Raw genomic sequence first — 14698 nt, 5'->3', positions numbered from 1 at the left:
GGAGTTTCTTTTCATGATCACAGAACTGATATCCGTAGGAACCGAGATCCTTCTAGGAAATATCGTAAATACCAACAGCGCCTATCTTTCTGAAAAATGCGCCCTGCTTGGGTTAAGTGTTTACTATCAGGATGTAGTAGGTGATAATGAAGGCCGTATGCGTGACGTGATCCGTACTGCACTGGATCGTTCCGATGTTGTGATCCTCACCGGAGGTCTTGGACCAACAGAGGATGATATCACCAAGGAAGTAACTGCGGATCTGATGGGAATGCCTCTTAAGGAAGATTCCCACTCAAGGAAACTGATCGATAAATATCTGAAGGAATATGAGAAAAACAATCCTCAGAGACGTATCACGAAGAACAACTATAAACAGGCCATGGTTCCTGAGGGAGCCATTGTTCTTGACAATCATAACGGAACTGCTCCGGGACTGATCCTTGAGAAAAAAGGAAAAACCGCGATCCTTCTTCCTGGACCTCCCAATGAGCTGAAGCCCATGTTCGAGGAGTACGTTGTCCCGTATCTGCAGAAAAACCAGCCGGAGATCATTGTATCCCAGATGGTTAAGATCAGCGGGATCGGTGAGAGCCAGGTAGCAGAGGAGATCCAGGATCTGATCGAAAGTCAGACCAATCCTACCATTGCACCTTATGCAAAAACCGGTGAAGTGCATCTTCGTGTGACAGCAAGCGCAGAGAATGAAAAGGCCTGCAGAAAGCTGATCAAACCGGTTGTCAAAGAGCTAAAGAAGCGTTTTGGAGAGAATGTTTTTGCCACAGATGAGAGCAAGACACTGGAGGAAGCAGTGATCGATCTTCTGAAAGAAAAAGATCTGAAGCTATCCCTGGCGGAATCTCTTACCGGCGGTATGATCGCCCAGCGCATTGTCAATGTATCCGGTGCGTCTGAGGTGTTTGGCTATGGCTTTGTGACTTACAGTAACAAGGCCAAGCATAAATGTCTGGGAGTGAAGAAGCGTACTCTGAAGGAGCAGGGGGCAGTTTCCGCCAAATGTGCCAGAGAAATGGCAAAGGGCGCCTGCAAAGCATCCGGAGCAGACATCAGTATTTCCGTGACGGGTCTGGCAGGACCGGGAGGCGGAACAAAGGAAACTCCGGTTGGTACTGTATTTATGGGCTGCTGCTATAAGGGCAAGGCTATTGCCAAAGAGTTCCACTTTACAGGAAACCGCATGCGAATCCGCGAGCAGACTACAGCGCATGCACTGGCGATGTTACGTGACTGTATCATTATGGGCAAATAGCGAATGCCTTTATCGGCCTGGTGTTACAGATCAACATAATATTTTTTATAAACAGGACTGATTTTTGAACAGATGAAACTTTTGATTTCAAGTATCTGTATCAAAAATCAGTCCTGTTTTATTTTTGTTTCCTGACAATAAGTCCGGTATGGACGACGAAAGAATATAAATGTTTATAATGATACTATCATAAGTGCTAGTGTTTTTATCAGGGATTTCCTCTAAAATATGATTAAAGCAATATATGACGTAAATATACGTTTTACCGGAAAGGGGGAAATCAGAATGAAAAAGAAAAAAAATCTGTTGTGTTTTGTGCTGCTGATCAGCCTTATTTTTACGATGGTATTTGGAAGTGTGACGGTCAGCGCCGCACCAAAACTGAACAGAACAAAAGTAACTCTTTTAAAAGGTGAGAAGACAATACTCAAGGTTACCGGAACCAGGCGGAAGGTTGCCTGGAGATCTTCCAAAAAGAGCGTTGCGACCGTAAACAGCAAAGGTCAGGTGGTTGCCAAAAATAAAGGTTCCGCAACGATCTATGCAAAGGTAAGCAAAAAAACATATAAATGTGTTGTAAAGGTAGAAACACCGAAGCTCAGCAGGACATCGCTGACATTAACAGAAAAGAAATCCAGTGCCATTAAACTGACAGGAACAACTGTGAAGGTGAAATATTCTTCTTCCAATCCTAAGGTCGCACGTGTGGATTCCAAAGGAAAGATCACCGCAGTGAAAAAAGGAACGGCAGTGATCACAGCGAAGGCAAATACTAAGAAATTTAACTGTAAGGTTACAGTAAAAGCAGCGCAGAAACCGAAGCCGACACCTACACCGGTGCCGAAACCATCTTTAAGTGCCACCACCTTAAATATGAACAAAGGTGATGTGAGACAGCTTCAGGTAAAGAATTATAAAGAGATTCTTGTATGGACCAGTGACGATACATCTGTTGCAACTGTAGACAGTAAAGGCAAAGTAACGGCAGTGAATGTGGGAACAACAAAGATCCAGGTCCGGGATAAGAGTACCTGGCGAGGCAGCTGTATTGTCCACGTGACACAGACAGTAAAGAAACAGGTGGAGCCGGTTCTTACAAAAGGAACTAAATCTGCAAAAAAAGAGATCACCAACGATAAAGGACAGAAGGAAGTCATTGATGTAACGATAAATACCTATACTTACACCTTTACCACGATCCCGACCAATGCAGAGGAGCTGAAACAGTATGATATCACAACGGCAGACAGCCGCTATAAGACCATGGCTCTTCTGATCCTTGCATATCGTACCTGGACACCGACCAATCCGACGGACTGCGAGGAGATGATTTCTTATCTCAACAATAAAGAGATGACTCAGTATTACAAAAACTTTTTGAGAGATCGTATGAAAGCGGATAACGGATATAAATATCTTGGCAATTCTTACCTGAACGGAGCAACTCCGGCCAACAATTATACTCCGTCTAAACCGATTTCCATTACGTTAAGACAGGACACACTTCCGGGTAAGGGAAATTCCATCAGTGAAGATATCCCGTATTTTGAACCGACCCAGACCACTCCTGCGATCTACAGATCATTTACTGATTTTGCAGGCAGCGACAGTTCCAGATGGATCTGTACATATAAGCACTCCAAAACCGGAAAATGGTATATCTGGGATCAGTCCTGGCATGATCTTCTTACCAGGATCAAACAGCCGGCAGGAAACTATGAATATTGATCGAATGTGAATGTACCGCTATTCAATCCCATTCTAAAAAAGGAACCGACAGCGTAAAAACTGTCGGTTCCTTTTTGGCATACATAATAGAATATCTCATCGGTGCAGCGCAAACTTTTCAATGGCGCGTGCTACACCATCTTCATCATTAGAAGAGGTAATATAATCCGCCACATCTTTTACCTGCGACTGTGCATTGGCCATGGCTACGCCGAAGCCAACTTCCCGGAGAAGATGCACATCATTGTCTCCGTCTCCGCATGCCATAATGGATTCTCTTGGGATTCCCAGCATTTTACCTAACGCAACAAGGGCAGTTCCTTTATTGACACCTGCTGCATTGATCTCAATATTATAGCTTAAGGAACCGACAAGCTCCAGTTCCTTAAGTTCGCTTAATTCCTTCCAGGCAGCTGCACGCTCATCCAGGTTGGCAAAAAGTGCCTGCACCTTATCCATATTGCGGTGCTCTTTAGCAATCACATCCCAGATGTCAGGAACTGCAATACGGGTGGATCTAACGTAATCCCACATATTGGGATCATGATGATATTTTCCTACATTGTCAAGCTTGGCAGTGTCTGCATATCCCTGCCCGTCAAAATAGATCTCACTTAAAGTATCATATTTTTCAAAGATACGGAGAGCTTTTTTTGCACTTTCCATGGGAAGAAGCTGCTCGATAAGAAGTTTATTATGGTCTGTATCAAGGACTCTGGCTCCGTTGGAGGTGAGAGCATAGTGAATTCCCGGAAAATTTCTCAGTTCCGCGGGAATGCCAGTATATGGCCGGCCGGTAGCCATCAGAACAAGGATCCCTGCATCAATAGCTTCCCTGAGAACACGCCTGGTATTTTCTGTGAGCTCTTTTTTGGTGTTCAGAAGAGTACCGTCCAGATCAAGACCGATCATTTTTATCTGCTGCATATTTAAGAATTCCTTTCACGGTTAAGGTCACATATACAAAAAAACCGTCCCGAAAAAAATATTTCCCGGGACGGTATTTATCTGCTTATCAGATATTCAGAAGATCACTGTAAACCTTCAGTGCTCCGTCTGTATCATGAGCAAGAACACGTTTTGCAAGAACCTTACCAAGCTGTACACCCTCCTGGTCAAAGCTGTTCAGGTTCCATACAAAGCCCTGGAACATGATCTTGTTCTCAAAGTGTGCAAGAAGCGCACCCAGAGACTTCGGTGTAAGTTCCTCACCGACAATGATACTGGAAGGACGTCCGCCCTTGAAGTTTTTGTTCAGGTTCTCATCTTCTTTTCCGCATGCAAAAGCAACGATCTGTGCTGCAACGTTTGCACAGAGTTTCTGCTGGCTTGTGCTGTTCTCGATATCAACATCAACACCAAGCTGGCTCTTTTTAAAGCCGATGAACTGAAGCGGAACAATATTGGTTCCCTGATGCAGAAGCTGGTAGAAGGAATGCTGTCCGTTGGTTCCTGGCTCACCGAAGATCACCGGTCCGGTCACATAATCCACCGGCTCACCAAAGCGGTTTACGGATTTACCGTTAGACTCCATATCACACTGCTGAAGATGAGCTGGGAAGCGGCTTAATGCCTGGGAGTATGGTAAAACTGCAGTAGAAGGATATCCCTGTACGTTTCTTTCATAAACGCCGATCAGGGCATCCAGCATATCCGGGTTCTCAAGAATGTTCTTATTTGTTGCAAGCTTATCTTCTTCAGCAGCTCCGTCAAGGATGTCTGCGAATACCTCCGGTCCGAATGCAAGGGAAAGGATTGCTCCGCCTACGCCGGAAACAGAAGAGTAACGTCCGCCGATATAGTCGTCCATGAAAATAGCGGTAAGGTACTCATCACTCTTTGCAAGAGGAGAGGTCTCACTGGTTACAGCAAGCATATGTCTGGACGGGTTCAGGCCCGCTTTTGTAAGGGCGTCTTTTACGAATGCCTCGTTTGTCAGAGTTTCAAGTGTTGTACCGGATTTGGATACAACGATGAAAAGAGAGTGAGCAAGATCTACAGATGCAAGAACAGCAGCTGCATCATCCGGGTCAACGTTGCTGATGAATTTTGCTTCCATCTTGAAGGTGTTGTTTGCCTTTGCCCAGTTCTCAAGTGCGATATATAATGCACGCGGTCCCAGGTCACTTCCGCCGATACCGATCTGTACAACAGTAGTAAATTTCTCACCGGCTTCGTTTGTAATCTCGCCTGCATGTACTCTGTTTGCAAAATCTGCGGCCTTCTTCTGCTGTGCCACATAGAATTCACGCTTGTCCACACCGTCAACAACAACAGGCTCGCCAAGCTGTGTACGTGCAAGATGATGAAGTACCATACGTTTCTCGCCTGTGTTGATCACTGCACCGTTGTATAATTCCTGGAATTTCTCAATCAGTTCTGCCTCATCAGCCAGTTTGGAAAGTGCGTCAAGAACGGTCTCGTCCACTTCCTTAGCTGCGTAATTGTAAGCCAGACCTGCTGCCATCGGTACGCTGTACTTCTTTACACGTTCTGCACCCTGCTCGCCGGACATTGCCTCTGCAATGTTCACGTGATCTTTCAGACCGTTAAGTGTGCTGTAAGAAGCAAGAGTGTCAAGATTTTTCCATGTTGCCATAATCATATTCCTCCTTTAATGACTGTGATCCGAGATATCACTATAAATCCGTTGGATATCTTTTTCACAATTGTCTACAGCCAATTATACTGAAAAAAGCTCCGGATTTCAACGGAAGGAACGATTTAATTAGTGAAAATCTTGTTAAATAAGGTAAAAAATATCAGAGATAACAGGATCGTGCCGGAAATGTGAAGAAGTTTCCGCCGGCAGCAGGACAGGAATGGGGAAATATGATATGATAGAAAACAGATCACCCGGAGAAAAAGCCGGGAATATAATAAGTGATGAAGGGAATTGTTTTATGGAGGAAATGAGGAAAAAAGGAAATGTGATCGCACTGCTGCCTATCGGTGTTTTCCTGGTCCTGTATCTGGGGCTGGGGATTTTGTTTGAGTATGTGATGAAGATCCCCATGGGATTTTATAATGTACCGATCGTTGTGGCTTTTCTGGCTGCGATCCTGGTGGCATGTGTTCAGAACAGAACGATCAGCTTTGACAGAAAGCTGGAGCTTATGGCAAAAGGAGTAGGAGATAAAAATATCATCACCATGCTTCTGATCTTTCTGACTGCAGGCTCTTTTGTGGGCGTTGTGGGGCGCAGCAGTGCAGAAAGTGTGGCCTACTGCATGCTTTCTCTGATACCTGCACGTTTTTCCGTTGCGGTACTGTTTGTAGTTGCCTGCTTCGTATCTGTGGCGATGGGAACCTCCGTTGGGACGATCACGCTTCTTACCCCTATTGCGGTAGCGGTTTCCAAAGCTTCCGGTTTTGATATGGCATTTTGTGTGGCATCGGTGATGGGAGGAGCCATGTTTGGTGACAATCTTTCTTTTATTTCTGATACCACGATCGCAGCCTGCAACGGTCAGGGCTGTCAGATGAAAGATAAATTCCGGGAAAACTTCTGGATTGCATTTCCGGCAGCTGTTGTTACACTGCTCCTGATCCTTATCCTGTCTTTTCAGACAGAGATCCAGGGAAGAGTGGTACAGGATTATCATCTTATACAGATCTTTCCGTATGTTCTGGTTCTGATCGGCGGGATCATCGGCATCAATGTATTTGTGGTACTTCTGATCGGAATTGTCTCCGGAGCATTTATCATGCTTCTTGGAGGACATATCGCACCTGTGGAGCTCCTGACTAATATCGGCTCCGGCGTTTCCGGAATGTTCGAGACCTGCATGGTGGCTATCCTTGTAGCAGCCATGTGTGCGCTGATCCGTGAGCATGGAGGCTTTGAAGCACTGCTCTCCGGAATACAGAGAGTTTTTAAAGGGAAAAAGGGCGGACTTCTCGGTATGGGACTTCTGGTTGGAGCCATGGATATCGCAACAGCCAATAATACGGTAGCCATTGTTATGGCCAACCCCATTGCAAAGGAAATGGCGCTGGAATATAAGATCACTTCCAGAAAGACAGCTTCTATCCTGGATACATTTTCCTGTATTTTCCAGGGGGTGATCCCGTATGGAGCCCAGATGCTGGTTGCCATTTCTGCGGCAAAGGAACTGGGATTTGAGCTTTCTGCTTTTCAGATCATGCCGAAACTGTTTTATCCCATGCTTCTGCTTGTAAGTTCTCTGATCGCGATCTTTGGTGTAAAAGGCGGGGATGATAAATGAATCAGGAAGAGATGATCCGGGATGTTCGGAAAAGACTGTTCGAAATGCAGGATACAGGATATCGGGATTTTCATGCAAGGCTGATTCCGACTGTGGAGAAAGAAAAGATCATCGGTATCCGGACACCGATACTCCGGAAATTTGCAAAAGAATTTGGAAAAACAGAAAGATCCGAAATGTTCCTGAAGGTTCTTCCTCATCAGTATTATGAGGAAAATAATCTCCATGGCCTGCTGATCGAGCAGATCAGAGATTATGATAAATGTCTGAAAGAACTGGAGCGTTTTCTTCCGTATATTGATAACTGGGCGACCTGTGATCTGCTGGCGCTCCATATGATGAAAAAACACCGTGATATATTTATCCGGGAGGTTTATCGCTGGATGGAATCGGATCAGCCCTATACTATCCGGTTCGGGATCAGTATGCTGATGCGCCATTATCTGGACGAAGGATTTAAACCGGAATATCCGGAGAAAGTGGCAACGATCCGCTCGGAAGAATATTATGTAAATATGATGCGAGCCTGGTATTTTGCTACAGCGCTGGCAAAACAGTATGAGAAGATCCTTCCATTCCTGGAAGAGCAGAGAATGGATATCTGGACTCATAACAAGACGATCCAGAAATCCATTGAAAGCTACCGGATCACACAGGAGCAGAAGGATCATCTCAGGACACTGCGGATAAAGAAATAAACAGCAGGTAAGGGTTGGAATATGAAGGCAATATCGATCTATGCACTTACAAGAAATCAAAATATGGAATGTGTCCAGAAGCTGGAACGCCAGCTTTCCGGCAGAGATTTTTTCCTCCGGATTAAAGAGTGGGAACTGGAAAGTATGAAAGCGCTGGTGAAACAGCTGGAACTACATATGGAAGAAGTATATAAACTCCGTTTTTTTTATTCGTTTCAGATTCCGAAGCTTGGAAAGGAGTTTGACCTTCTTCAGATCAAAGATGACCAGATTGTGAATATTGAACTGAAAAGCGGCAGCGTATCGGACGAGGCCATCCGGAGACAGCTGATCCAGAACCGGTATTATCTGTCCGTTTTCGGGAAACCGATCCTGTCGTATACTTATATCAGCAGTGAAGACCGTCTGGTGAGACTGACCAATCACGATCATATTGTGGAGGGAGACTGGAAACAGCTTTGTAATGCATTGGAGAAAGAAACCCCGGACTATGAGGGAGATATTGAAAAGCTGTTTCAGGCAGAACTGTATCTGATCTCTCCACTGACAGAACCGGAACGTTTTCTCAAAAAAGAGTATTTCCTTACCTCTCAGCAGAGAGATATTGAACGACAGATCCTGAAGCGGATTCGTGGAGAAAGAGAAGGATATTTCTGGTTCAGCGGACTTCCCGGAACAGGAAAAACATTGCTGCTTTATGATATTGCGATGAAGCTTTCCGTACGACAGAGGGTTTGTATCATTCACTGCGGAGAGGCTGGAAAAGAATGGAAGCTCCTTCATGAACGTCTGCGGCGGACAGACTTTCTGGCGGATAATCAGTTGAGAAAGACGACAGATTTTGGCTGTTACAGCAGTATTCTGGTGGATGAAGCACATCTTCTGTCCCTGGAAAAATTATCTGTTCTGCTTGCATGGAGTGAGCACAGGCCAGTGATCTTTTCCAGTGACTCCGAAGATGTGATTTCACCGGAAGAGCTGGACCGGAACATTGTGGAAAGACTAGAGAATCTGCCGGGGCTCCAGAAATTTCATCTGACAAACCGGATCCGTACCAATGCGGAGCTTTCCACTTTTATCCAGAACATGATGCACCTGCCGGAAAAAAGAAGTCCCAGATGGTATCCGAATATTGCAGTGGTGTATGCTGGTAATGGCCGAGAATCGGAAAATCTTATGAATGATTTTGTGAGACAGGGATATCAGCGGCGGACGACAGAGGGATCTGGACAGCTTGATGCCCAGGCAGTGAGAGACGAGGAGAAGATTGTTGTATTACTGGACGAACAATATTATTACGATGAAAAAGGATATCTCAGATTCATGTGTTCTTCGGAAAAAGATTTCAGTGTGCGGAGACTTTTTCATCTTCTGAACCAGGCGAAAGAGAGTCTGGCTCTTGTGGTAAAGGAAAATATGGAAGTATATGAAGTGCTGCTGGAAATTTTGCAGATGCACAGAAACAGATAGAAATAAAAAATTAAGGACAACGGAGAGGATGACAGAGAAAATGGATGTTTTAGAGATTGTTTTACCGGTACTGGTTATGATCATTCTTGGAATGCTGTGTAGAAAGTGGAAACTTTTAGATCAGAATGGTGTCAATAACATGAAAACACTGGTAACAAACATTATGCTTCCAGTGGCAATTTTTCATGCGCTTGCGACTGCAAAATACAGTGGAAAGATTGGAACATTGGTGCTGATCATGTTCATAATGCTTCTGATTTCATTTGGCGTGGGATTCCTGCTGAAGAGATTTATGGAAGAACCCTATAAAAAATATCTTCCTTTTCTGGTCTGTATCTATGAAGGCGGAATGATGGCATATCCTTTATATACAAGCCTTTGTGGCAGCGAAAATCTTTCACAGATTGCGGTGCTGGATATTGCAGGATTGCTTTTTGGCTTTAGTGTGTATATGGGAATGCTGGGACAAACGGAAAACGGAGAAAAGATCAATGCAAAAAGTTTATTTTACAGTGCATTAAAAACTCCTGCTTTTATAGGGACGGTTCTTGGAATCATCGCCGGATTGACGGGGCTGATCAACCGGTTGATGGATAGTTCTTTTGGTCCTGGCTATCTCAGTGCAGAAAGCATTCTGACAACTGCAATTACGCCTATTATCCTTATTGTTGTTGGGTACAGTATGGAACTGGTACCGGAACTTATAGGACCCTGTATCAAAACTATTTTTCTGAGGATTATTTTGCAGGCAGCGATGATAATGGGAGTTCTTATAGCTGTGAAATATCTGGTCGGAAGTTCCAGACTTTTGAATCTGGCAATTATTATATATATGTCGTCTCCAGCAACATTCAGTATGCAGACATTTCTGAAAAAGAAAGAAAGCAGTGCATATGCTTCTACAACAAATTCATTGTATTGTATTGTTTCGATTCTGGTTTATATTGTGTTGGCAGTGGTAGGGTGATTAAACGGAAAGAAGGTATTTAAATGACGACAACCACTTTATGTTATATAGAAAATGATGACAAATATCTGATGCTTCATAGAATTAAAAAACAGAATGATATGAATGGTGGAAAATGGATCGGTGTTGGCGGACATGTAGAAAGTCAGGAAACTCCGGAGGAATGTCTTATGCGCGAGGTGAAGGAGGAAACCGGATTAACACTTACATCTTATAAATTTCGTGGGCTGGTGACATTTGTTAATAATGAATATGAATCTGAGCTTATGTGTGTTTTCACAGCGGACAGATATACAGGAGAACTGATTGAATGTAATGAAGGACAACTTTGCTGGGTTGACAAAACCAAAGTGCCTGAACTGCCTGCATGGGAGGGGGATAAAGTATTTCTTGATCTGCTTCTTTCTGGAGAAGAACGCTTTTTTTCCGTAAAATTACAGTATGAAGGGGACAGACTTGTAGAAAAGAAGATTTATTTGTATTAGATGATAGTTTGCGCATCTGCGTTTTTATGGTAAAATAATAAAAAATTATAGGAAGGATGGTTTGGAATGGATTTTTCAGAAGTAATAAAAAACAGATATTCCTGCAAAAAATTCAGTGACGTGGAAGTGAAAAAAGAAAAGCTGGATAAGATCCTGGAGGCCGGACGTGTCGCTCCAACAGCAAAAAATCTTCAGGAACAGCATATTTATGTAGTACAGTCTGAAAAGGGACTGGAAGCAATTGATAAAGCAACACCATGCCGTTATCAGGCACCTGTTGTTTTGGTGGTAGCATATAATAAGAATAATGTTTTCACATATCCTGGAGGAAAAAGAGATTCCGGGATTGAAGATGCCAGTATTGTAGCAACTCACATGATGCTGGCAGCTTACAATGAGGGGATTGACAGCTGTTGGATCAATTTTTTCAATCCGGATGAACTGGCAAAGGCTCTTGGACTTCCGGAGGAAGAAGAAATTTTGATGTTGCTGGATCTTGGAATTGCGGCAGATGGAACAGGCGCACTTCCAAACCATAACAGCAGAAAAGAATTAACAGAAACAATAAGCTATATGTAGTTAAATATGAAGGGGAAGCTGAAGACAGTCAGCTTCCCCTTTTTAACCAAATAAACTGCGGAGCAGTTATTTGGTTATGAGCAAGTAGCGAAGCGGATTGCGAATATCCGCTTGACGTATTCCTGTGTCTTTCTGATAAAAACAAAGGTTTTTATATGGAAAACACTTGTGAAAAATGTCAGATTATAGTAAATTAAAGAATAGAGTTTTAAATATATAAGGACGAGAGGAAAGAGTATGGAAGTATTTGTAACAGTAATGAACGCGATCAATGACATCATCTGGCATCCGGTGATGTGTGTGTTCCTGATGTGCGCGGCGGTCTGGTTTACCGTTCGTTTACGTGGTATTCAGGTCCGCAGATTCAAAGACATGGTAAAATGTCTGACAGAAAAGGGAGATAATAAGAAAGATACCGGTCTTTCAGCGTTTCAGGCATTTGCGACAACCGTAGGAGGACGTGTCGGTACCGGTAATATTGCAGGAACTGCAACCGCTATATTTATGGGTGGACCGGGAGCTCTGTTCTGGATGTGGATAACAGCAATCCTGGGAGCTTCCACCGGTATTGTGGAATGTATTCTTGGTCAGGCGTATAAGACCAGAAATTTAGGAGAGTTAACAGGCGGCCCGGCATTTTATATGTCAAACGGGTTCAAAAATAAGAAGGTTGGAAGAATCCTGGCAGTATTATTCTGTATTGCGGTTTTCATTGGACCTGGTTTTCTGCTTCCTGCAATGCAGACACAGACTGCAGCAACTGCGATCAAAGGAGCATTTGGAATTCCGTTTATCGTAGTTGGAATTGGTATGGTCCTTATTGTTGGAGTAGTAACAATGGGCGGTATTAAACGTATCGGTCAGGTTGCAGAAGTCCTTGCACCGATCATGTGCGGAATTTATTTCTTGATCACCATTGCAATTTTTGTTATGAATTATAAAGAAATTCCGGGGATGTTTGGTTCTATTTTTGCCAGTGCATTTGGAAAGGATGCAATATTTGGAGGAATTGTAGGATCTGCTGTGGCATGGGGAATCAAGAGAGGCTTCTTCTCAAATGATGCAGGAAACGGAATGAGCCCGCTGATCTCAGCGACAACCGATACTTCCCACCCGGTAAAACAGGGGCTTGTACAGGGACTTTCTGTATATATTGATACACTTCTGGTGTGCAGCTGTACCGGATTTTGTATTTTACTTGCAGGTACATATAATGTAGCGGCTGACGGAACAGGAGCAGTACTTCTTGTAGAACAGGTACCGGGAATCCAGTATGGTATTTCTTTCATGCAGGAAGCACTCAGGGTATCAATTGGAAAAACAGGGGCCATGTTTCTGGCAGTAATGCTGTTTATCTTTATTTTTACTACAATGTTATCCTACTCCTATCAGCTGGAGTCTACCTGCAAATATCTGTGGGGAGAAAACAAAGTAGTAGTTACCATCGTACGTATTTTGTTCCTGATCTTCTGTCTGTTCGGAATCCTTATTGACGGAGATACGATCTGGTCAATGGGTGATATCGGAGTTGGCTGTATGCTCTGGGTAAATACATTCAGTATCCTTCTTCTGACGCCGCAGGTTATTAAAATTGTCAGAGATTATGAAAAACAGAAAAATGCAGGGCTTGATCCGTTATTTGATCCGGAGACAGTTGGTATCAAAGATGAGGCAAACGTGTGGGGGCCATACGTGGAAAAGAAAAAAGCCAGAGGGGATTATAAGAACCCGGATCTGGGATATATAAAAAAATAAAACAGGCGGCGGAACAACGAATGCTTGAGCTGAAACAGAAAAAGAAAAGAGAAAAGCACAAGGGACGTTAAAATCCCTTGTGCTTTTGCTCAAATAATCATTTATGACTTGATAAATAAACGACCGTTTACTAAAATAGGACTGTAAACGGTCGTTTATTTGTAGTAAGGGAGATGATTATGTATGGGAAGTACAAAGGAAGAGATTATGACTGTGGCCCTTCACTTGTTTGCGAAAAATGGATATGAAGCTGTATCTGTGAGTCAGATTGCAGGGGTTCTTGGAATGACTAAAGGAGCGTTATACAGACATTATGAAAATAAGAGAGACATATTTTTGCACATTGTGAAACGAATGGAACAGCAGGACAGTGAACAAGCCAGGCAGAATGAAGTACCAGAAGAAAGTATTGAGAAAATGCCGGAAGAATATCAGAACGTATCAGTAGAAGATTTTGTAGGATACAGCAAATCAATGTTTGAGTATTGGACAGAGGATGATTTTGCATCATCATTTCGGAAAATGCTTACGCTTGAACAATTTAGAAATGAAGAAATGCAGAAGTTGTATCAGCAATATCTGATATCTGGACCGGCAGAATACGTGAAGGATCTGTTCAAAAATATGAAAATAGAAAATCCAGAGGAGACTGCAGTTAAATTTTATGCAAATATGTTTTTCTATTATAGTGTGTATGATGGAACATCAGATAAGGTGAAAGTAAAATGTCAGTTTGAGCATATGCTGACCGAAATCACAGAAGAAATTAGAAATAGCAATAATTAAAAAACATAAGAGCCAGACGCTTAGACGCAGAGCCATTAATTTTGATAAATGCAAAGTAATCAAAATTAGTGGCTTTTTATCTAGAATAATTTGAAAGGATATGAAAGAAATGGAAAAAAGTAATATTACGATTCGTTTAGAGAAAAAGGAAGAACATCAGAAAGTAGAAAATCTGGTAAGAGAAAGTTTTTGGAATGTGTATCGTCCAGGATGCCTTGAGCATTATGTATTGCATCAGCTCCGAAATGATCCGGCATTTGTTCCAGAACTGGATTTTGTGATGCTTCTTAATGAAAATGATGAAGATGGTAAGTTGATCGGTCAGAATATGTTTATGAGAACAAGTATTAAAGCGGATGATGGAAGAAATATTCCAATTATGACTATGGGACCGATTTGTATTACTCCAGAACTGAAAAGACAAGGATATTGAAAAGTCTTACTGGATTATTCATTAGACAAGGCTGCGAAATTTGGTTGTGGTGCAGTCTGCCTTGAGGGAAATATTGATTTTTATGGGAAAAGTGGATTCAGACCGGCAAGAGAATTTAACATTCGTTATCATGGACTGGAAGAAGGGCAGGATGCGACTTTCTTTTTATGCAGAGAGCTGATTCCTGGCTATCTGGATGGTATTACGGGAGAGTATGCGACACCAGCGGGATATTTTGTAGACGAAAAGGAAACCGAAGAATTTGATAAGTTGTTTCCTTATAAAGAGAAGAAAAAAC

The 14698-nt window shown here is 42.9% G+C and carries 13 protein-coding genes; 11 read left to right on the top strand and 2 right to left on the bottom strand.

Features of this window, described 5'->3' with window-relative positions:
• Window positions 1–13 precede the first annotated feature (13 nt).
• Together G5B12_RS05395 and G5B12_RS05390 are read left to right on the top strand one after the other, a co-directional pair.
• Window positions 14–1270 carry a competence/damage-inducible protein A gene (locus G5B12_RS05395; protein WP_174087864.1) on the top strand — a complete coding sequence of 419 codons (1257 nt, stop codon included), beginning with the start codon at window positions 14–16 and terminating at the stop codon, window positions 1268–1270.
• Between the two features lie 285 nt (window positions 1271–1555).
• A complete protein-coding gene (locus G5B12_RS05390) occupies window positions 1556–2998 on the top strand; it encodes a DUF6935 domain-containing protein (protein WP_174087863.1) in 1443 nt (480 codons plus the stop codon).
• Window positions 2999–3094: 96 nt separating this feature from the next.
• On the opposite strand, the gene G5B12_RS05385 is transcribed toward G5B12_RS05390, so the two are convergent.
• Window positions 3095–3925 carry a Cof-type HAD-IIB family hydrolase gene (locus G5B12_RS05385; RefSeq protein WP_174087862.1) on the bottom strand — a complete coding sequence of 277 codons (831 nt, stop codon included), beginning with the start codon at window positions 3923–3925 and terminating at the stop codon, window positions 3095–3097.
• 88 nt (window positions 3926–4013) lie between these two features.
• Complete coding sequence (locus tag G5B12_RS05380; protein ID WP_118063889.1) at window positions 4014–5597, bottom strand: glucose-6-phosphate isomerase; 1584 nt, start codon at window positions 5595–5597, stop codon at window positions 4014–4016.
• A gap of 313 nt (window positions 5598–5910) precedes the next feature.
• Here G5B12_RS05380 and G5B12_RS05375 point away from each other — a divergent pair, with 313 nt between their 5' ends.
• From G5B12_RS05375 to G5B12_RS18005, 9 genes are all read left to right on the top strand, one after another.
• Window positions 5911–7227 (top strand): Na+/H+ antiporter NhaC family protein, encoded by a 1317-nt coding sequence (locus G5B12_RS05375; protein WP_334297791.1) that lies wholly within the window; start codon window positions 5911–5913, stop codon window positions 7225–7227.
• Window positions 7224–7925: a DNA alkylation repair protein gene (locus G5B12_RS05370; protein ID WP_174087861.1), complete on the top strand. Its 702-nt coding sequence runs from the start codon at window positions 7224–7226 to the stop codon at window positions 7923–7925. Before G5B12_RS05375 ends, G5B12_RS05370 begins: the two co-directional genes overlap by 4 nt.
• A gap of 21 nt (window positions 7926–7946) precedes the next feature.
• Window positions 7947–9395: a DNA/RNA helicase domain-containing protein gene (locus G5B12_RS05365; RefSeq protein ID WP_174087860.1), complete on the top strand. Its 1449-nt coding sequence runs from the start codon at window positions 7947–7949 to the stop codon at window positions 9393–9395.
• 40 nt (window positions 9396–9435) lie between these two features.
• Entirely contained in the window at window positions 9436–10362 is a 927-nt protein-coding gene (locus G5B12_RS05360) for an AEC family transporter (protein ID WP_118070532.1), read from the top strand.
• A 23-nt stretch (window positions 10363–10385) separates the two neighbouring features.
• Window positions 10386–10847: an NUDIX hydrolase gene (locus G5B12_RS05355; protein WP_021978061.1), complete on the top strand. Its 462-nt coding sequence runs from the start codon at window positions 10386–10388 to the stop codon at window positions 10845–10847.
• A gap of 66 nt (window positions 10848–10913) precedes the next feature.
• Entirely contained in the window at window positions 10914–11426 is a 513-nt protein-coding gene (locus tag G5B12_RS05350; protein ID WP_021978060.1) for a nitroreductase family protein, read from the top strand.
• Window positions 11427–11663: 237 nt separating this feature from the next.
• Window positions 11664–13181, top strand: coding sequence for an alanine/glycine:cation symporter family protein (locus G5B12_RS05345; RefSeq protein ID WP_021978059.1), 1518 nt, complete (start codon window positions 11664–11666; stop codon window positions 13179–13181).
• A gap of 258 nt (window positions 13182–13439) precedes the next feature.
• Window positions 13440–13967, top strand: a complete 528-nt coding sequence (locus G5B12_RS05340; protein WP_442859959.1) for a TetR/AcrR family transcriptional regulator — start codon at window positions 13440–13442, stop codon at window positions 13965–13967.
• A 109-nt stretch (window positions 13968–14076) separates the two neighbouring features.
• On the top strand, window positions 14077–14400 hold the full coding sequence (locus G5B12_RS18005) for a GNAT family N-acetyltransferase (protein ID WP_021978057.1): 324 nt from the start codon (window positions 14077–14079) through the stop codon (window positions 14398–14400).
• Window positions 14401–14698: the final 298 nt, after the last annotated feature.

This window comes from Blautia sp. MSK.20.85 (genome assembly GCF_013317245.1).
Classification (GTDB): domain Bacteria; phylum Bacillota; class Clostridia; order Lachnospirales; family Lachnospiraceae; genus Blautia_A.
This window is presented reverse-complemented; position numbering and strand designations above follow the sequence as displayed.